This is a genomic window from Mesorhizobium sp. M1217, assembly GCF_040318275.1.
Taxonomy (GTDB): domain Bacteria; phylum Pseudomonadota; class Alphaproteobacteria; order Rhizobiales; family Rhizobiaceae; genus Mesorhizobium.
Genome location: NZ_JAMYMA010000001.1, coordinates 387,951 through 405,437 on the forward strand (window position 1 = coordinate 387,951; position 17,487 = coordinate 405,437).

Annotated in this window: 18 protein-coding genes, 1 tRNA gene and 1 pseudogene; 8 read left to right on the top strand and 12 right to left on the bottom strand. The window is 62.9% G+C overall.

Annotated features, from left to right (window positions below; all coding sequences use genetic code 11):
- Positions 1-76 precede the first annotated feature (76 nt).
- Complete coding sequence (locus NKH37_RS01975; RefSeq protein WP_023717752.1) at positions 77-796, top strand: DUF599 domain-containing protein; 720 nt, start codon at positions 77-79, stop codon at positions 794-796.
- Here the strand turns inward: NKH37_RS01975 and NKH37_RS01980 are convergent.
- The 6 genes and pseudogenes from NKH37_RS01980 to NKH37_RS02005 form a co-directional block, all read right to left on the bottom strand.
- The gene (locus NKH37_RS01980; RefSeq protein WP_353004239.1) at positions 769-1,566 is read right to left on the bottom strand and encodes a YdcF family protein; all 798 of its coding nucleotides are present in this window, start codon (positions 1,564-1,566) and stop codon (positions 769-771) included. The two genes, NKH37_RS01975 and NKH37_RS01980, sit on opposite strands and share 28 nt — an antisense overlap.
- A gap of 28 nt (positions 1,567-1,594) precedes the next feature.
- Positions 1,595-3,160 (bottom strand): amidase, encoded by a 1,566-nt coding sequence (locus NKH37_RS01985; RefSeq protein ID WP_023717754.1) that lies wholly within the window; start codon positions 3,158-3,160, stop codon positions 1,595-1,597.
- Positions 3,160-3,618, bottom strand: coding sequence for a GNAT family N-acetyltransferase (locus NKH37_RS01990; RefSeq protein WP_353004237.1), 459 nt, complete (start codon positions 3,616-3,618; stop codon positions 3,160-3,162). The genes NKH37_RS01985 and NKH37_RS01990 overlap by 1 nt, the downstream gene beginning before the upstream one ends.
- Before the next feature lie 7 nt (positions 3,619-3,625).
- The gene (gatC, locus tag NKH37_RS01995; protein WP_023717756.1) at positions 3,626-3,913 is read right to left on the bottom strand and encodes an Asp-tRNA(Asn)/Glu-tRNA(Gln) amidotransferase subunit GatC; all 288 of its coding nucleotides are present in this window, start codon (positions 3,911-3,913) and stop codon (positions 3,626-3,628) included.
- Positions 3,914-3,989: 76 nt separating this feature from the next.
- Positions 3,990-4,406, bottom strand: a pseudogene (locus tag NKH37_RS02000) (hypothetical protein).
- Positions 4,407-4,429: 23 nt separating this feature from the next.
- The gene (locus tag NKH37_RS02005; protein WP_353004233.1) at positions 4,430-5,137 is read right to left on the bottom strand and encodes a metal-dependent hydrolase; all 708 of its coding nucleotides are present in this window, start codon (positions 5,135-5,137) and stop codon (positions 4,430-4,432) included.
- A 117-nt stretch (positions 5,138-5,254) separates the two neighbouring features.
- Here NKH37_RS02005 and ruvX point away from each other — a divergent pair, with 117 nt between their 5' ends.
- Positions 5,255-5,740: a Holliday junction resolvase RuvX gene (gene ruvX / locus NKH37_RS02010; RefSeq protein ID WP_023717759.1), complete on the top strand. Its 486-nt coding sequence runs from the start codon at positions 5,255-5,257 to the stop codon at positions 5,738-5,740.
- On the opposite strand, the gene NKH37_RS02015 is transcribed toward ruvX, so the two are convergent.
- From NKH37_RS02015 to NKH37_RS02025, 3 genes are all read right to left on the bottom strand, one after another.
- Positions 5,707-6,018 (bottom strand): DUF6105 family protein, encoded by a 312-nt coding sequence (locus tag NKH37_RS02015; RefSeq protein ID WP_023717760.1) that lies wholly within the window; start codon positions 6,016-6,018, stop codon positions 5,707-5,709. The genes ruvX and NKH37_RS02015 overlap by 34 nt on opposite strands.
- The gene (locus NKH37_RS02020; RefSeq protein ID WP_352482275.1) at positions 6,018-6,572 is read right to left on the bottom strand and encodes a hypothetical protein; all 555 of its coding nucleotides are present in this window, start codon (positions 6,570-6,572) and stop codon (positions 6,018-6,020) included. Before NKH37_RS02020 ends, NKH37_RS02015 begins: the two co-directional genes overlap by 1 nt.
- Positions 6,573-6,735: 163 nt before the next feature.
- On the bottom strand, positions 6,736-8,364 hold the full coding sequence (locus NKH37_RS02025) for a DNA alkylation response protein (protein ID WP_023717762.1): 1,629 nt from the start codon (positions 8,362-8,364) through the stop codon (positions 6,736-6,738).
- A gap of 155 nt (positions 8,365-8,519) precedes the next feature.
- Here NKH37_RS02025 and NKH37_RS02030 point away from each other — a divergent pair, with 155 nt between their 5' ends.
- From NKH37_RS02030 to NKH37_RS02050, 5 genes are read left to right on the top strand one after another with little or no spacing between them, the layout of a single operon-like run.
- Positions 8,520-9,485 (top strand): aspartate carbamoyltransferase catalytic subunit, encoded by a 966-nt coding sequence (locus NKH37_RS02030; protein ID WP_352482274.1) that lies wholly within the window; start codon positions 8,520-8,522, stop codon positions 9,483-9,485.
- Entirely contained in the window at positions 9,482-10,768 is a 1,287-nt protein-coding gene (locus NKH37_RS02035) for a dihydroorotase (RefSeq protein WP_023717764.1), read from the top strand. The genes NKH37_RS02030 and NKH37_RS02035 overlap by 4 nt, the downstream gene beginning before the upstream one ends.
- Before the next feature lie 57 nt (positions 10,769-10,825).
- Entirely contained in the window at positions 10,826-11,413 is a 588-nt protein-coding gene (gene plsY, locus NKH37_RS02040) for a glycerol-3-phosphate 1-O-acyltransferase PlsY (protein WP_352587113.1), read from the top strand.
- On the top strand, positions 11,410-12,534 hold the full coding sequence (dprA, locus tag NKH37_RS02045) for a DNA-processing protein DprA (protein ID WP_352817429.1): 1,125 nt from the start codon (positions 11,410-11,412) through the stop codon (positions 12,532-12,534). The genes plsY and dprA overlap by 4 nt, the downstream gene beginning before the upstream one ends.
- Positions 12,535-12,580: 46 nt before the next feature.
- Entirely contained in the window at positions 12,581-12,976 is a 396-nt protein-coding gene (locus NKH37_RS02050; RefSeq protein ID WP_353004231.1) for a hypothetical protein, read from the top strand.
- A gap of 89 nt (positions 12,977-13,065) precedes the next feature.
- Here the strand turns inward: NKH37_RS02050 and NKH37_RS02055 are convergent.
- A tRNA-Lys gene (locus tag NKH37_RS02055) sits at positions 13,066-13,141 on the bottom strand.
- 307 nt (positions 13,142-13,448) lie between these two features.
- On the opposite strand from NKH37_RS02055, the gene NKH37_RS02060 reads away from it, so the two are divergent.
- The gene (locus NKH37_RS02060; RefSeq protein ID WP_023717768.1) at positions 13,449-13,928 is read left to right on the top strand and encodes a BA14K family protein; all 480 of its coding nucleotides are present in this window, start codon (positions 13,449-13,451) and stop codon (positions 13,926-13,928) included.
- 147 nt (positions 13,929-14,075) lie between these two features.
- Here NKH37_RS02060 and glpK read toward each other — a convergent pair whose 3' ends face one another.
- Both glpK and NKH37_RS02070 read right to left on the bottom strand, forming a co-directional pair.
- Positions 14,076-15,569 (bottom strand): glycerol kinase GlpK, encoded by a 1,494-nt coding sequence (gene glpK / locus NKH37_RS02065; RefSeq protein WP_023717769.1) that lies wholly within the window; start codon positions 15,567-15,569, stop codon positions 14,076-14,078.
- 146 nt (positions 15,570-15,715) lie between these two features.
- Positions 15,716-17,443 (bottom strand): ABC transporter substrate-binding protein, encoded by a 1,728-nt coding sequence (locus NKH37_RS02070; RefSeq protein ID WP_023717770.1) that lies wholly within the window; start codon positions 17,441-17,443, stop codon positions 15,716-15,718.
- Positions 17,444-17,487 lie beyond the last annotated feature (44 nt).

Genomic DNA, 17,487 nt, shown 5'->3' on the forward strand with positions numbered 1-17,487 from the left:
GACCTTGTTTGCTCCGGCAGCGACATTCCGGCTTCGGCCATCGAAGCGTCCCCTCCGCCTGTGGTAAAAGCACCGCATGAGCGATTCCTTTCATTTATCGACGGCCGACCTTGCTGCGCTGGGGTTCTTCCTTGCCGCGTGGGTGCTGCATACGCTCGCCGCCGACGGAATGCTGGTCAGCCGCATGTCGCTGACGAGGGCGATGAACGCGCAGCGCGAGGCCTGGATGAGGACCATGGCCGAACGCGAGATCCGCATCGTCGACACCGCCATCATGAGCGGCCTGCAACAGGGGACCGCCTTCTTTGCCTCCAGTTCGCTAATTGCGATCGGCGGCTGTTTTGCCTTGCTCGGCACTTCCGATCAGGTTCTCACTGTGCTGAGCGACCTGCCGTTTGGCGCCACATCCTCACGCGCCGCCTTCCAGACGAAGGTGTTCGGGCTGGTGCTGATCCTGGCCTTTTCCTTCTTCAAGTTCGGCTGGGCTTACCGGCTGTTCAACTATTGCTCGATCCTGATCGGCGCGGTGCCGATTCCGCATGGCGAGGCGTCGCGCAATCCGGTCACCGAAACGGCGGTGTGGCGCGCGGCCCGCATGAACATGCTGGCCGGGAAGCATTTCAATTCCGGGCTGCGCGGCGTGTTCTTCTCGATCGGTTATCTTGGCTGGTTCGTCGATCCCGCCGTTTTCGTGCTATCGACGCTGCTGCTTCTGGCGGTGCTGGTGCGCCGCCAATTTTTCTCGGCGGCGCGGCAGGCGGTGCTCGGTCAGCCGCCTGGCCCGGGAAAAGGCTGATCAATGCGGCCCGACAGCCAATAGGCGACGAGCCCGATCCATTCGCGAATCGCGATGGTCGTGGTCTGCAGCGCTTCGTTGGTAGATTTGCGGAACAGGCTGATACCTTCCTTACCGGAGGTGCGGTAGTCGACCGGCCATGGAACCGTCGGGAAGCCGGCTCTGTCGAACAGCGCCTTGGCGCGCGGCATGTGGAAGGCTGAGGTCACCAGCAGCCAGATCTCGCCGGGTTTCGGCGTAATCAGCCGCTGGGTGAAGACGGCATTCTCGTAGGTGTTGCGTGACTTGTCTTCCAGGATCAGACGATCGGCCGCCACGCCGAGCGCAGTGAGTACGCGTGGCGCCGTGGTTGAGTCGCCTTCGTCCTCACCGATTATTGCAACGGGGCCGCCTGAAATGACGACTCTCGCTGTCGGAAAACGCCGCGCCAGCACGGCTGCCTCGACAATTCGATCGCCACTGGCGTTGAGTTCATAACCGCCGCGAACGAAATTGATGGCGCCGTCCATACCGCCGCCGAGCACAACGATTCCGTCAACCCTTTCCGGCAGGGGTGGCTTAGGGAAACGCTCCTCGAGCGGATTGAGCATCACTGCGCCGAGCGAGGTCCATGCTGACAGTGCCAGGACAAGGAAGGCCAGCACGCTGCCGGTGGCAAATAGCCTTTTGCGCCCGACCAATGCCGCAAGCAATCCAGCCAGCAGCAGGATGATCGCGAGATTAAGCGGCTGGACGAAGAGCCACAGGACCTTGGAGACATAGAAGAACATCCCTCACCCCCTCAGATGAGAAACGATCCTACCACCATTTTTCCGGCTGAAATGTGCCGGCCGCCTGTTCGATGACATGGGCGGTCTGGAACAGCGTTTCCTCGTCGAAAGGCCGGCCGATCAGCTGCAGGCCGAGTGGCAGCCCCTTGGCGTCGAGCCCGGCCGGAACCGCGATGCCGGGCAAGCCGGCCATGTTCACCGTCACCGTAAAGATGTCGTTGAGATACATCTTGACCGGGTCGGCGGCCATGTCTTCGTCTGCGATGCCGAAGGCGGCGGACGGCGTTGCCGGCGTCAGGATGACGTCGACACCTGCGACAAACACATTTTCGAAATCGCGCTTGATCAGGTTACGAACCTTCTGCGCCTGCAGATAGTAGGCATCGTAGTAGCCAGCGGAAAGCACATAGGTGCCGATCATGATGCGGCGCTTGACCTCACGCCCGAAGCCGGCGGCGCGGGTCTTTTCATACATGTCGACAATGTCCTTGCCGGGCACGCGCAATCCATAGCGGACGCCGTCGTAACGGGCGAGGTTGGACGAGGCTTCGGCGGGCGCAACAATGTAATAGGCCGGCAGCGCGTATTTCGTGTGCGGCAGCGAGATGTCGACAATCTCGGCGCCGGCATCCCTCAGCCAGGCAATGCCCTTCTGCCACAACGCCTCGATCTCCTCGGGCATGCCGTCGACACGGTATTCCTTGGGGATGCCGACCTTCATCCCCTTGATCGAGCGGCCGATCGCCGCCTCGTAATCCGGCACCGGCAGGTCGACGGAGGTCGTGTCCTTCGGGTCGACCGAAGCCATCGACTTCAACAGGATCGCGGCATCGCGCACGTCGCGCGCGATCGGCCCGGCCTGGTCGAGCGACGAGGCGAAGGCGACGACGCCCCAACGCGAGCAGCGGCCATAGGTCGGCTTAATGCCGACCGTGCCGGTGAAGGCGGCGGGCTGGCGGATCGAGCCGCCGGTGTCGGTGGCGGTAGCGCCGGCGCACAGGAAGGCCGAGACGGCTGATGCCGAGCCACCGGACGAACCGCCCGGCACCAGCTGGGCATTGTCCAACGTGCGCGCGGTCCTGGTGCCGCCCGCCGAAACGAAGCCGCCCTCGCCCTGATGTGTCGTCGGCATTACCACCGTGTCGAGCCGCGAACGCCGCCACGGGTTGATGACAGGCCCGTAATACGAGGTCTCGTTGGACGAGCCCATGGCGAACTCGTCCATGTTGAGCTTGCCGAGCATGACGGCGCCATCCGCCCACAGATTGGCGGTGATAGTCGATTCGTAGCGCGGCTTGAACCCGTCAAGCACGTGGCTGCAGGCCTGGGTGTGGACGCCTTCGGTGCCGAACAGATCCTTGATGCCGAGCGGGATACCCTCGAGCGACCCGCCCTCGCCCTTGGCCAGTTTCGCGTCGGAGGCCTTGGCCATGTCGCGCGCTTTGTCGCCAGTGACCACCACATAGGCATTGAGCGCCGGATTGGCTCGCTCGATAGCCGAAAGATAAGCCTCGGTGACTTCGGTGGCGGTGATCTCCCTGGAGCGCAATTTGGCGCGGGCCTGCGAAATCGTCAGCTGGGTCAGGTCGCTCATCAGGCAAGACTCTTTTCGTAAAACACCGACCACTCGGAATTGGGATAATTCAGCACCGGCCCACAGCGCGAAAAACCGGCGCGTTCGTAGACGGTCCAGGCGGCGGGATGACGGTCGCCCGTCTCCAGCACCAGACGCTTCAGCCCTTCTTGGCGCGCCAAGCCCTCAATCCGCTCGACGATCATCGCACCGATTTTGCGGCCGCGATGCGAAGGCCGCGTATACATACGCTTGACCTCGCCGACGACAGCATCGTGGCGCTTCAGCGCGCCGCAACCGATGGCAAGGCCGTTATCGCGGGCGATGAAGACGGTCGTGTCGCGGTCCGCCATCTGCTCGACCGTCAAATGGTAGCGATGCTCCGGCGGCGTCAACTCCAGCAATGTGGCGTTGAGCTCCTCGACCAGCCCACGCACATCGTCCTGCAGCGGCGTCTCCGCGGCGATCTCGATTCCCATCGGCCAGCTACTCCACGACCTTTGGCACGAGAAAGAAGTTCTCTTCGGTTGCCGGCGCGTTGGCGACGATGTCGGCTGCCTTGCTGCCGTCGGTGACGACGTCCTGGCGCTTCTTCATTGCCATCGGCGTGACCGAGGTCATCGGCTCGACGCCGGAAACATCGACCTCGTTCAACTGCTCGACAAAGCCCAAAATGGCGTTCAATTCGCCGGTCATGCGCTCTGCATCCTCCTCGCTCACCGCAATGCGGGCAAGGTGCGCGACGCGCTTCACGGTTTTAATATCAACGGACATGTTTGTGCCTCGGGGAAAACCAGCGCTATAGCGGCGCAGCGCGTGCCGCGCAACATGCATCGTGCCGACAACTGCCCTACGGCATTGCCACGCCGTCGCAGAGGAAATAGCTGCCGCCGTTGCCGCTCTGCTCGCTTTCGTCCGCGGCAGGCCGAACCGAAACCAGGTCGATCTGCTTCGCGTTCATCTGAGTCAGTGAGAGAACATCCGGAAAGACGTAGCCCGGCTCCTGGCAGATGGCGGTCACCGCCTAGCTTGGCGAGCGTGCCGCCTTGGTGATCTGCAGGAACTCGCAGTTATATTCGATGCTTTCCAGTCCGTTTGCCGACAGTACGATATTGCCGCCCTCGATCACCGTCTGCAGCGTATCCTTTTTGGCCTGCGCGCAGAGATCCTCCGATTGCAGATAGATGCCCTCGATGAAATCCTCGGCGGCCAGCGCCGGCGATGCGGCAACCAGCATAGAAATGCAAAGAGAGTTTCTCAGACCCATGTCGTCATTCCGGTTCGCTATTCCTACAGCGTAATCGTCTCGCCGATCTTCGGCAACGCCACTTTCACACCCGATCCGTCCAGCCCGGCCACAAACTTGTCGGCGGTCTGATCTATCATCGGAAATGTGCCGAAGTGAGCGGGAACGACCGTCTCGAACTTGAAGAAACGCTGGCAGGCAAGAGCTGCCACCGCGCCACCCATGGTGAAGCGGTCGCCGATCGGCACGATGCCGATCTTCGGGTCATGCAACTCGTTGATCAGCGCCATATCGGAAAAGATGTCGGTGTCGCCCATATGGTAGAGCGTCTTATCCTCGGGGAAGTGCAGGACGAGCCCGCCCGGATTGCCGAGATAGGTGTTCTGGCCGCTCTCGCCTAGAAAGGACGATGAATGCAGAGCCTGAACGAAAGTGGTGGTGAAGCCGCCGCAATCGACGGTACCACCGATATTGCCGGGATTGATTTGCTTGTCACTGACGCCTTTGCCGACCAGGTACATGCAAATCTCGAAATTGGCGACAAGCATCGCGCCGCTTTTCTTGAGCACTTCGACGGCGCCGCTGATGTGGTCGCTGTGGCCATGGGTAAGCAACACGTGCGTGACCCCTTCGGCCGGCTCTTCCCAGCCGCCTGTCCATGACGGATTGCCGACCAGATACGGGTCGATGAGGATTTTCGCGCCTTCGATTTCGACGCGGAATGCCGAGTGTCCGTACCAGGTAAGTTTCATCAATGCCTTCCTCGATTTTTGCTTCGGTAGAGGCTAGAACACCGACGGCGAAATTAAAGTGCCGCGGCATATGTTGCGCGTATAGGAAGTGCGGCGTCGCGGTCAAAGGAAAAGCCGTTGGGCATCATCACGATCGAGGAGTTGCCGGGCCGGCTCGGCGGCGGCAAGACCCTGGCTGGGCTTGACCTCGGCGACAAGACGATCGGCGTGGCGGTTTCGGACCGCGGCTTGTCCTTCGCGCACCCGCGCCCTGTCATCATGCGCAAGAAATTCTCGCTCGATGCCGCGGTGCTGCTCGCTCTGCTGCAGAAGGAAAATGCCGGCGCAGTGGTGATCGGCCTCCCCATCAACATGGACGGCTCGGAAGGCCCACGCGCCCAAAAATCCCGCGCTTTCGTCCGCAACATGGCTGGATTGACCGATCTGCCGTTCGTCTTTTGGGACGAAAGGCTGTCGACGGTGGCGGCCGAGCGGACACTGATCGAGATGGATTTTTCGCGCAAGAAACGCGCCGGCAAGATCGATTCAGCGGCGGCGGCCTTCATCCTGCAGGGTGTTCTCGACCGGCTTCAGGCGCTCGGAGTCGATGCCTGGTCGAAATAGCGATTGCGCGTTGCCTTGATCCAGCTGCCGATCGCCTTGCGGCGGCGAAATGCCCAGAACGCCATCAGCAGCAGTCCGTCGAAGACGCAAGCCTTCGCCACCATGCCCGGGATGAGCGCCGGATCGACGCCGAGCATCTGCCCATAAAGCTGGAAAACGAGATCGTGCAATTGGCGGCTCAGCATGACATAGCCGAAATTGATGTCGTTGAGCGACAGAAAGAACCAGCCCCAGAACAGGAGGAGCGGAGCCGCCCACAGCGCGAACAAGGTGCGCATCAGCGATCGTCCCTCGAATCCGGCCGGCCCGAAATGCGGGCAAGCGAGGAATTGTACGCCGCTGCCTTGGCCATGATATGCGCGGCCGCGCGGATTTCGCCGGTCACTGGAACTGCCGCGGCAGCGGCTGAGCGCCGCTCGGCGAGCATCGCGACATATGACGCCAGAAGTGCCGCCAATTGCACGGCGACAACCATGAACAGCCCATTGATGCCTTGCGCAGCGCCGCCGATGACGATCAACGACAGCACGCCCGAGGCCGAGATGAAGGCGATCCGCACAACACTGTCGGCTGGGTCCGGGTTGGTGGCGTCGCTGGTCAATGCTTCAACAAAGGCCCAGCAGAACAGCACCGCGACGACAAGCAATGCCACGGCGAGCGGCGCCACGACGACGGCGTTTTCAAGATCGGCAAAACGAGCGTTCTGGACGGGAACGCCGAGCACGCCAAGGGCCGCCGCGACGCCACGATTCCCATCGATGCAGATGAACGCCAGCAGGGCGAAAACGGCCGCCCAATGCAATGCTAGAAAAGAGCTCAAAATATGCCGCATGACGCTCCTGCTTCGCAGGACAAAGACCGCTCAGCCGAACAGTCCTTGCCTTAACCATAACACTGGGCTTTGCCACCGGCCGCCGCAATGGAAACCATTTGTTAAGGTTAACGATCATCCACAGGGCGCGCGAAAAAAAGCGGCTACGACCCGGGCGACGGCACTAGTTGATCGGCGGGTAGAGCGTGTCGATGATCATCCGCGCATCGTGGCGCGAATCGAGCATTCCATAGGTGTTGCGCCACTGGCCGGCGAGGCGCGTCTCGACGAAGGCGTCGGCGATCCGCCCTGCCCCCAGCCTGCGAAGCTCTGCCGCCGCCGCCGACAATGCCAATTGCTCGGTCAACAGCCGCGCTGAGCCCTCGTCGGTTGCAGCGACCTGCATTGCTGCCTTGAGCACGCCGACGGTGCCGCGTCCGCCAGCGCCGAGATCGCGGTCGATGCCGGCCAGCACGTCATCGAACAGGCCTGGCGCGCGGCCGAGCACTCGCAACACGTCGAGCGCCATGACGTTGCCTGAACCCTCCCAGATCGCGTTGACCGGAGCTTCGCGATAGTAGCGGGCGAGCGGCCCCTCCTCGACATAGCCATTGCCGCCGAGGCATTCCATCGCCTCATAGAGCAGCGGCGGCGCAATCTTGCAGACCCAGTATTTGACGACCGGCGTCATGGCGCGGGCGAAGGCCGCCTCGCCGCGGTCGCCGGCCGCCTCGTCGAAGGAGCGCGCCAGCCGGAACGACAGCGCGGTAGCGGCGGCAACGTCGAGCGCCATGTCGGCCAACACACGCTGCATCAGCGGCTGCTCGATCAGATTGGTTCCGAACACCTGGCGGTGGCGCGTGTGGTGGACGGCCTCGGCCAGTCCGGCCCGCATGATCGCCGAGGAGGCGACGGCACAGTCGAGCCGCGTCAGGGTCACCATGTCCATGATCGTCTTCACGCCGGCGCCGGGCTCGCCAACCATCTCGCCGATTGCATTGACGAATTCCACCTCGGAGGACGCATTGGAGCGGTTGCCGAGCTTGTCCTTCAGCCGCTGAAAGCGGAAGCCGTTGCCGGATCCGTCGCCAAGCAAGCGGGGAACCAGAAAGCACGACAGTCCCTCCGGCGCCTGTCCGAGCACCAGGAAGGCATCCGACATCGGCGCCGACATGAACCATTTGTGGCCGGTCAGGCGATAAAAACCGCTGCCGGCGCGCTCGGCCTTGGTGACGTTGGCACGAACATCGGTACCGCCTTGCTTCTCGGTCATGCCCATGCCGAGCGTCAGCCCGGCTTTTTCGACCGGCGGCTTTTGGCCCTGATCGTATTTGCGCGTCGTCACCCGAGGCGCCCATTCGCGAAACAGTTTCGGGCTGGCCATCAGCGCTGCCAGCGAAGCGCTGGTCATGGTGATCGGGCAAAGATGCCCGGTTTCGAGCTCAGCCGTGAGGTAAAAGCGCGCGGCGCGCACCTGGTGGCGGCGGCCGATCTCGGCGTCGCCATTCTCCCAGACCGACGAATGCAGCCCGTTGGCGACCGAGCGGCGCATCAGCGCGTGATAGGCGGGGTGGAACTCGACCTGGTCGATGCGCCGGCCCTGGCGATCATGGGTCCTGAGCTTCGGCGTCTCGACATTGGCAAGACGGGCCAGCTCCTGCGCCTCATGCGTCAAAACGAAACGGCCAAGCCCGTCGAGGTCCTTGCGCACCGGATCGGAAAAGCGCTCGGCAAGCTGGATCAGCAACGGATCGCCCCGCCAGGCGTTGCCGCCGGCCAGCGGCGGCGGCTGGTTGGTCACGTCGTCGGTCACGCTTCGTCCTTATCACCTGAAGTCTGCGAATCCAAAGTCATCGCGGTTTATAGCCTATGGCCGGCGGCGCGCGACGAAAATACCGGGGAGAACCGATCCAATCCCAAGCCGGTGCTTGCAGCCGCGGAGCCTCCCCCCTATAGCAGCGACTTGAGATGACTGACGCATCGTCCCTTCCACTTTATCCCCACCGCCATCTTCTAGGCATCCGCGATCTTTCCCCCGCCGACATCGAGCTTCTGCTCGACCGGGCGGACCGGGCCGTTGCCATCTCGCGGCAATCGGACAAGAAGACATCGACGCTGCGCGGCCGCACCCAGATCAATCTCTTCTACGAAGCCTCGACCCGTACGCAATCGTCGTTCGAGCTGGCCGGCAAACGGCTCGGCGCCGACGTCATGAACATGTCGGTGGCAAGCTCGTCGGTGAAGAAGGGCGAGACGCTGATCGATACCGCGATGACGCTGAACGCCATGCGCCCCGACATATTGATCATCCGCCACCAATCGGCGGGCGCGGCGGCACTTCTTGCTCAAAAGGTCGGCTGCTCGGTGGTCAATGCCGGCGACGGCGCTCATGAACATCCAACGCAGGCGCTGCTCGACGCGCTGACCATCCGCCGCGCCAAGGGTCCGTTGTCGAAGCTGATCGTGGCGATCTGCGGTGACATCCTGCATTCGCGCGTGGCCCGCTCCAATATCATTCTGCTCAACGCACTCGGTGCCCAAGTACGGGTCGTCGCCCCTTCGACGCTTTTGCCCGCCGGCATCGAGAAGATGGGCGTCATCGTCACCCGCTCGATGGGCGAGGGTCTGAAGGACGCCGACGTGGTGATGATGTTGCGCCTGCAGCGCGAACGCATGGAAGGCGCTTTCGTACCCTCGGTGCGCGAATATTTCCGCTATTTCGGGCTCGACGCCGAGAAGCTGAAAGCGGCCAAGGACGGTGCGCTGGTCATGCATCCCGGCCCGATGAACCGCGGAGTCGAGATCGCCTCCGAGATCGCCGACGGCCCGCAAAGCGTTATCCAGGAACAGGTTGAGATGGGCGTCGCCGTGCGCATGGCGGTGATGGAAGCGCTGCTCGACCCCCGTCGAAACCACGAGGGCCGCGGCGCATGAGCATAACGGTCTTCAGCCGCGCCCGCATCGTCGACCCATCGCGCGGCATCGACGAGATAGGCACCGTCATCGTCGAAGGGCGCAAAATCGTTGCCGCCGGCAAGGCGGCCTTGAACCAGGGCGCGCCCGAAGACGCCACGATCATCGAGTGCGCTGGTAAGGCGATCATCCCCGGCCTGATCGATGCACGTGTCTTCATCGGCGAACCGGGCGGCGAACACCGCGAAACCATCGCATCGGCGAGCATTGCTGCGGCGGCGGGCGGCGTCACCTCAATCGTCATGATGCCCGATACCGACCCGGTGATCGACAATGTCGCACTGGTCGAGTTTGTGCTGCGCACCGCCAAGGACACGGCAATCGTCAACATCTTTCCGGCGGCAGCGATCACCAAGGGGCTGGAAGGCCGCGAGATGACCGAATTCGGCCTATTGCGCGAGGCTGGAGCGGTCGCCTTCACCGACGGCCGGCATTCTATCGCCAGCGCGCTGGTGATGCGTCGCGCGCTGACCTACGCGCGCGATTTCGACGGCGTCATCGCGCATGAAACCCAGGACGCCGATCTCGCCTCGGCCGGCGTGATGAACGAAGGCCTTTACGCAAGCTGGCTTGGCCTTGCCGGCATTCCTCGCGAGGCCGAATCAATCCCCCTGGAGCGCGATCTCGCGCTGGCTCGCCTGACCGGCGGCTCCTATCACGCTGCCAAGATCTCGACGGCTATGGCGGCAGACGCGGTAGCGCGCGCAAAAGCCGACGGCGCCAACGTCACAGCAGGCGTGTCGATCCACAATCTGTCGCTCAACGAGAATGATGTCGGCGAGTACCGCACCTTCTTCCGGCTGACGCCGCCGCTGCGCGCCGAGGAAGACCGGCTGGCGATGATCGAGGCGGTCAAGGACGGCACCATCGACCTCATCGTCTCCTCGCACGACCCACAGGACGTCGACACCAAGCGCCTGCCCTTCGCCGATGCTGCGGCCGGCGCCATCGGGCTGGAAACGCTGCTGGGCGCGGCGCTGCGGCTCTATCACAATGGCGACGTGACGCTGCTCCGGCTGGTCGAGACCTTATCCACCGCGCCGGCAAGATTGTTCAGCCTGCCCGGCGGCACGCTGAAACCGGGGGCTTTGGCCGACCTTGCACTCGTCGATCTGGACGAGCCTTGGATCGTCAGCGAGAGCGGCATCCGCTCGCGCTCGAAAAACACCTGTTTCGAAGGCGCGCGGCTGCAAGGCAAAGTCTTGCAAACGATGGTGGCGGGCCGCACAGTGTTTTCGGCCTAGGACGGAACAGGCATCGCGCCTTGAAATCCGCTCAGCCAAGGAAACTTCGGGGGAACAATGGCTTACAGTCCCGTCTTGGCATTGGTGTTCGGCTATCTTCTCGGCTCGATCCCCTTCGGGCTGCTGATCACCCGTGCCGCCGGCCTCGGCGACGTGCGCAACATCGGCTCCGGCAACATCGGCGCCACCAATGTGCTGCGCACCGGCAACAAGGGTCTGGCGGCGGCCACCCTGCTGCTCGACGCCCTTAAAGGCACCGCGGCTGTGCTGATCGCCGGCCGCTTTGCACCTGAGCTCGGACTCTGGGCCGGTTTCGGTGCGTTTCTAGGCCACCTCTTTCCGGTCTGGCTCGGCTTCAAGGGCGGCAAGGGTGTCGCCACCTACCTCGGCGTGCTGATCGGCCTTGCCTGGCAGGTGGCGGTGATCTTCGCCGTTGTCTGGCTCGCGGTGGCTTTCCTGTTCCGCTACTCCTCGCTGGCGGCATTGACGGCAGCGGTCGTCGTGCCAGTGGCCTTGTACTTCCTGAGCACGCCGCAGATTGCCGGGCTTTTCGCGGCGATGAGCCTGATCGTCATCCTGAAACATCGCGCCAACATTGCGCGGCTGCTTGCCGGCACCGAGGGTAAGATCGGGGCAAAGGAGTGAGCGAGCCCGCCGCCGGGCCGCGCCTCAGCGACCGGCAGCGGCTGAGCTGGCTTCGCCTGATCCGCACGCCGAATGTCGGCCCGGCTTCCTTTCGCGACCTGATCAACCGGTTCGGTTCGGCCGAAGCAGCGCTTGCGATGCTGCCGGAGCTGATGATTTCGGGTGGCGCCAAAAAAATCGTCCGCATTCCGTCCATTGCCGAGGCCGAGGCCGAGCTGGAGGCAGCCAGGCGGGCGGGCGCCCGCTTCGTCGGCATCGGCGAGGCGGATTATCCGCCGCTGATGAAGAGCATGGACCATCCGCCGCCGTTGCTCGCGGTCAGGGGCAGTAGTGCGGTTTTCCGCTTGCCCGCGGTCGCCATCGTCGGCGCTCGCAACGCCTCGCTGGCCGGCATCAAGATGGCGCGGATGCTGGCGGCGGATCTCGGCCGCGACGGCTATGGCATCGTCTCCGGCTTGGCGCGCGGCATCGATACGGCCGCGCACCAGGGCAGCCTTTCGACCGGCACGATCGGTGTGCTCGCCGGCGGCCTCGATTTGCCCTACCCGCCCGAAAATGCCGGGCTGTGCGACGAGATTGCCGAGCGCGGTGGCGCCATCGTCTCGGAAATGCCATTTGGCTGGCAGCCGCGCGCGCAGGATTTTCCGCGCCGCAACCGGCTTGTTGCTGGCGCCGCATTGGGATTGGTGGTGGTCGAGGCCGCACAGCGCTCCGGCTCGCTGATCAGCGCCCGGCTTGCCGGTGAGATGGGCCGACTGGTCTTCGCCGTTCCCGGTTCGCCGCTCGATCCGCGCGCCGCCGGCACCAATGGCCTGCTCAAGGACGGCGCCACCCTTGTCACCGAGGCCGCCGATGTCACCAGTGCGATCGCGCCGCTGGTCGGCGCCTGGGCGCCAAGGACATCGCCGCTTGAAGAGCCGCCCGACTTTTCGGCAACGCCGCCGCCGCGCGAGGATGACCGCGACCGCGTCGTCGAGGCACTCGGCCCGACGCCGGTAGCAGTCGACGAGATCATCCGCCACACCGGCCTGCATCCCGCCCAAGTGTTCATGGTGCTGCTGGAGCTCGACCTCGCCGGCCGGCTCGAACGCCATGCCGGCGGTAGTGTCTCGCTGATTTGACCGGGAGCTTGCGCATGTCCCGGCGCGCAATCCCGACGTGATCCCGATGGCCGATCCGAACAACAAACCAAAGCAGACGCTGTTCACTCGTACGACGGCCCTCGTCTGGTCAGCGTTGAGCGTCTTGCTGGCGCTGCAATGGTCCGCCGATCTCGGCATGCTGGGTTTTCCTGATGGCTACATAACGCCCTTCGCAAGAGCGACCAGCACGCTTCGGGGCATTCTGACCGCAGCCTGCATGGCCCAGGGTCTCTACTTTTTCCTGGCCGGCGTGTTCGGCAGAAAGGTAAGCGCCGTCGGTCTTTTCCTGCAAATCCTTGCCGCGGCGGTTCTTACCGTGGCGCCAGTACTTATCGTGAAGGATTGTCCGGGTCCTCAGGTGTGCAGCAGAGCCTATGAGGCGCTCACCGGCACGATGATGGACGATGGGGCGGGTGGTTAAGGCCACCGCATGCGTTCGGCACGAGGTTGTCACCCATTTCTTAGGTACAAACTGTTACCCATGTCTCCGGGCCGTACACCTCTGGATTTTGGTGAGCGCGATGGGATTCGAACCCATGACCTACTGATTAAAAGTCAGTTGCTCTACCGGCTGAGCTACGCGCTCCCGCGGGCTCAGAAAGGCCGCCCTCGAAATTGCGCGGAACATAGGGAGAGTGCCTCTGCCGGTCAACCGGAAAAAGACGGCTCGCACACCGGGCTTTCCAGCAGTGTCATCATGCCTTGCGGAGCGCTTCGGCGTTGACGGACTGCCTCCCTCTCGCACAAGGCCGAAGCTCGCGCTCTATGGCGACAAAGGCAAGCAGCAAATCGGGAGAACCTTTGCGGATCAGCAACTTGGGATTTTTGGCGGAACAATTTGCGCAGCCTGCCCGTTTCCCGCGATAAGGGACATGCGTTTCAAGGAGAAGACCATGAATAGGATCATGTCGGGCCTGCTGGCGACCACTCTTTCGATCTCATTCGCTGCCGCGGAGATCGTGCCAGTCAACGCTCAGCCCAGCTATGCGCCCCCGGCCCAGGGGATCACCTCGAATGTCCAGACCGTCCAGTACGAGCCGTGGCGGAGGCACCGGAGTTTCAACCGCGATTTCTCGCGTCGCGATTTCTCCCGGCGCAGTTTTGCGCGTGACGATGGCATGTATTGGCGTGGCCATCGCGGCTATCGCGAATATCGTCGCGGCTATCGCCGTCACGGTGACTACTGGTTCCCGCTGGCCGCCTTCGCCACCGGAGCGCTGATTACGGGCGCCATCGTCAACAGCCAGAATCGTGTCTATCGTGGCGATGCCCACGTGCAGTGGTGCTACGACCGTTATCGGAGCTATCGCGCTTCTGACAACACTTACCAGCCCAACTACGGTCCGCGCCGGCAGTGCCGGTCGCCTTACTGAGTCCTAAAGCGCGTCGCGTTCGATCGGCCTCATGCGACGCGCTATCGCAAAACCGCTGTTTGCGCGACATGCATTAGATTAGAGGCTGCAGGCCCGCGCCCGAAAAGGCGCGGGTGTTTCATTAGTCGTATCCGGTGGCATCCCTGCCTATTGAGTACTGAGCGTCCTGCGTACAGCGTGGCGCCAACCTGCCAGCTTGGCGGCACGTGTCGAAGCATCCATGTCCGGCTTGAACCGGCGCTCGAGCGCCCAACTCCTGGCGAATTCCGCGGCCTTCGGCCAGACACCCGCCTTCGAGCCGGCCAGCCAAGCCGCACCAAGCGCCGTCGTCTCGAGAATTGTCGGCCGGTCGACCGGCGCATCGAGAATGTCGGCCAGCCGCTGCATGGTCCAGTCCGACGCCACCATGCCGCCATCGACCCTGAGCACGGTCTTGGCCGAGGCGCCCTTCCAGTCCTTTCGCATGGCGTCAAGCAGGTCGCGGGTCTGGAAGGCAACGGATTCCAGTGCCGCGCGGGCAAATTCCGCCGGCCCCGAATTGCGGGTCAGCCCGAAGATGGCGCCGCGCGCCTCGGCATCCCAGTGCGGTGCGCCGAGCCCGACGAAAGCCGGCACCAGATAGACGTTCTGCGTTGGATCGGCTTCCGCCGCCAATTTGCCGCTCTGCTCGGCCTTGCCGATCACCTTGATGCCGTCGCGCAGCCATTGTACGGCGGCGCCGGCGATAAAGATCGAGCCCTCCAGTGCATAGGTGGTCTTGCCGTTCAGCCTATAGGCGATGGTGGTCAAAAGCCGGTTCTTCGAACGCACCAGATCGCTGCCGGTGTTGAGCAGCGCGAAGCAACCGGTGCCGTAGGTGGATTTCATCATGCCCGGATCGAAACAGGCCTGGCCGATCGCCGCCGCATGCTGGTCGCCGGCCACACCGAGGATTCTGATCTCTGCACCAAACAGGCTTTTGTCTGTGATTCCAAAATCATCGGCACAATCTTTCACCTGCGGCAGCATTCTTGCAGGTATGCCAAGAATGGCCAGCAGCTCGTCGTCCCAGGCATTTTGTTCGATGTTGTAGACCAGTGTGCGCGAGGCATTGGTGGCGTCGGTGGCGTGGACCTTGCCGCCAGTCAGGCGCCAAATCAGAAAACTGTCGATGGTGCCGGCCAGCAGTTCGCCCTTCTCGGCGCGTTTTCTGGCGCCCTTCACCTTGTCCAGCATCCAGGCGATCTTGGTGCCGGAGAAATAGGGATCGAGTAGCAGGCCGGTCTTTTTTGTGAATTTCTTCTCCAGCCCCAGCTTCTTCAGTTTCTGGCATAGCGGCGCGGTGCGGCGGTCCTGCCAGACAATCGCGTTGTGGATCGGCTTGCCGGTCTCTTTGTCCCAGATGACGACGGTTTCGCGCTGGTTGGTAATGCCGATCGCGGCGACTTCGGCTGCGTTGCGGCCAGCTGTCTTCAGCGCGGCCTTCACCGTTTCCACGACGCTTGCCCATATCTCCTCGGGATCGTGCTCGACCCAGCCGGAGGCCGGATAATATTGAGTGAATTCCTTTTGCCCGCTGCCGACGACCTTCATCTTGTCGGCGAACAGGATCGCCCGGCTCGATGTCGTCCCCTGGTCGATTGCAAGGATGTATCCGGTCATTCTCTCTCCCGTCGAAGCGAATTCAAAGGTGCTACGGTGTCTCGACGCCAGACGGCGCGGAGCCGTTCACGCAAACAGGGGAGACGGCAACATGCCGCCTCCCCTGAGCATGGCGATGCGGGCGCGGACGCCCGCATCAAACGGTCCTATTGCTGCCAGCTCTTCACCAGCTCGTCGTAGTTGATGGTGACCGGCTTTTCCTTCTCGTTCTCGATCTTGAGCTGAGGAGCGAGATTGCCCTTCTTGACCGCGTCGGCGTTCCAGTAGGCGAGGTCATGCTCTTCGGCCATCTTCGGGCCAATATCGCCCTGGACGCCCGACTTCTCGATGCGGCTCATCACCTTTTCCTGCTCGGCGCAGAGCGAGTCCATCGCTTCCTGCGGGCTCTTGGCGCCCGACGAAGCATCGCCGATCGCCTGCCACCAGAGCTGTGCCAGCTTCGGATAGTCCGGCACGTTGGTGCCGGTCGGCGACCACTGGACGCGCGCCGGCGAGCGGTAGAACTCGATCAAGCCGCCGAGCTTTGGCGCACGTTCGGTGAAGCTCTTGTCGTGGATCGTGCTCTCGCGGATGAAGGTCAGGCCGACATGGCTCTTCTTCACGTCGACCGTCTTCGAGGTGACGAACTGCGCGTAGAGCCAGGCGGCCTTGGCGCGGTCGGTCGGCGTCGACTTCATCAGCGTCCAGGAACCGACGTCCTGATAGCCGAGCTTCATGCCGTCCTTCCAGTAGACGCCATGCGGCGACGGCGCCATGCGCCACTTCGGCGTGCCGTCGTCGTTCAGCACGGCCTTGGCGCTGGCGTCGACCATGCTGGCGGTGAAGGCGGTGTACCAGAAGATCTGCTGGGCAACCGCGCCCTGCGCCGGAACTGGCCCCGATTCGGAGAAGGTCATGCCTTGGGCTTCCGCCGGTGCATAGGCCTTCAGCCAATCGAGATACTTCTGGATGGAGTAGACGGAAGCCGGACCATTGGTGTCGCCGCCGCGCGCCGTGCAGGAACCGACCGGACGCGAATTCTCGTCGACCTTGATGCCCCATTCGTCGACGGGCAGACCGTTCGGAATGCCCTTGTCGCCATTGCCGGCCATCGACAGCCAGGCGTCGGTGAACCGCCAGCCGAGCGACGGGTCCTTCTTGCCATAGTCCATATGGCCGTAGACCTTCTTGCCGTCGATCTCACGCCCGGTGAAGAACGCTGCAATGTCCTCATAGGCCGACCAATTCACCGGCACGCCGAGGTCGTAGCCGTATTTGGCCTTGAAGTCCGCCTTGTTCTTCTCGTCGTTGAACCAGTCGTAACGGAACCAGTAGAGGTTCGCGAACTGCTGGTCAGGAAGCTGGTAGAGTTTCTTGTCGGGCGCGGTGGTGAACGAGGTGCCGATGAAATCCTTCAGATCGAGATTCGGATTGGTGACATCCTTGCCGTCGCCTGCCATCCAGTCGGTCAGGTTGCGCACCTGCTGGTAGCGCCAGTGCGTGCCGATCAGATCGGAATCGTTGACCCAGCCGTCATAGAGGTTCTGGCCGGTCTGCATCTGGGTCTGGATCTTCTCGACAACGTCGCCTTCCTGGGTGACGTCGTGCGTAACCTTGATGCCGGTGATGGCTGTAAAGGCCGGCGCCAGCACCTGCGATTCATACTGATGCGTGGCGATGGTTTCGGAAACCACCTTGATATCCATGCCGGCGAAAGGTTTCGCGGCATCGATGAACCATTGCATTTCGGCTTCCTGGCCGGCGCGGTCGAGCGTCGACAGGTCGCCGATTTCCTTGTCCAGGAAGGCCTTGGCCTCGTCCATTCCGGCATAGGCGTTGCTTGCCCCGAGCAACAGGACAAGCGCAGTTGTTGATGTCAAGAATTGCCGTCGCATGTATTTCCTCCACTGTTAAGTTCAAAGTGCGATCTGGATCGGCG

What these genes read in the sequence shown, in the direction of transcription:
- NKH37_RS02005 (WP_353004233.1), bottom strand. Translation starts at nt 5,137, where the DNA reads ATGAAACTTACCTGGTACGGACACTCGGCATTCCGCGTCGAAATCGAA.
- NKH37_RS02060 (WP_023717768.1), top strand. Translation starts at nt 13,449, where the DNA reads ATGAATAGGATCATGTCGGGCCTGCTGGCGACCACTCTTTCGATCTCA.
- NKH37_RS02070 (WP_023717770.1), bottom strand. Translation starts at nt 17,443, where the DNA reads ATGCGACGGCAATTCTTGACATCAACAACTGCGCTTGTCCTGTTGCTC.
- gatC (WP_023717756.1), bottom strand. Translation starts at nt 3,913, where the DNA reads ATGTCCGTTGATATTAAAACCGTGAAGCGCGTCGCGCACCTTGCCCGC.
- NKH37_RS01990 (WP_353004237.1), bottom strand. Translation starts at nt 3,618, where the DNA reads ATGGGAATCGAGATCGCCGCGGAGACGCCGCTGCAGGACGATGTGCGT.
- NKH37_RS02020 (WP_352482275.1), bottom strand. Translation starts at nt 6,572, where the DNA reads ATGCGGCATATTTTGAGCTCTTTTCTAGCATTGCATTGGGCGGCCGTT.
- glpK (WP_023717769.1), bottom strand. Translation starts at nt 15,569, where the DNA reads ATGACCGGATACATCCTTGCAATCGACCAGGGGACGACATCGAGCCGG.
- NKH37_RS01985 (WP_023717754.1), bottom strand. Translation starts at nt 3,160, where the DNA reads ATGAGCGACCTGACCCAGCTGACGATTTCGCAGGCCCGCGCCAAATTG.
- NKH37_RS02030 (WP_352482274.1), top strand. Translation starts at nt 8,520, where the DNA reads ATGACTGACGCATCGTCCCTTCCACTTTATCCCCACCGCCATCTTCTA.
- NKH37_RS02035 (WP_023717764.1), top strand. Translation starts at nt 9,482, where the DNA reads ATGAGCATAACGGTCTTCAGCCGCGCCCGCATCGTCGACCCATCGCGC.
- NKH37_RS02015 (WP_023717760.1), bottom strand. Translation starts at nt 6,018, where the DNA reads ATGCGCACCTTGTTCGCGCTGTGGGCGGCTCCGCTCCTCCTGTTCTGG.
- NKH37_RS02050 (WP_353004231.1), top strand. Translation starts at nt 12,581, where the DNA reads ATGGCCGATCCGAACAACAAACCAAAGCAGACGCTGTTCACTCGTACG.
- NKH37_RS01980 (WP_353004239.1), bottom strand. Translation starts at nt 1,566, where the DNA reads ATGTTCTTCTATGTCTCCAAGGTCCTGTGGCTCTTCGTCCAGCCGCTT.
- NKH37_RS01975 (WP_023717752.1), top strand. Translation starts at nt 77, where the DNA reads ATGAGCGATTCCTTTCATTTATCGACGGCCGACCTTGCTGCGCTGGGG.
- plsY (WP_352587113.1), top strand. Translation starts at nt 10,826, where the DNA reads ATGGCTTACAGTCCCGTCTTGGCATTGGTGTTCGGCTATCTTCTCGGC.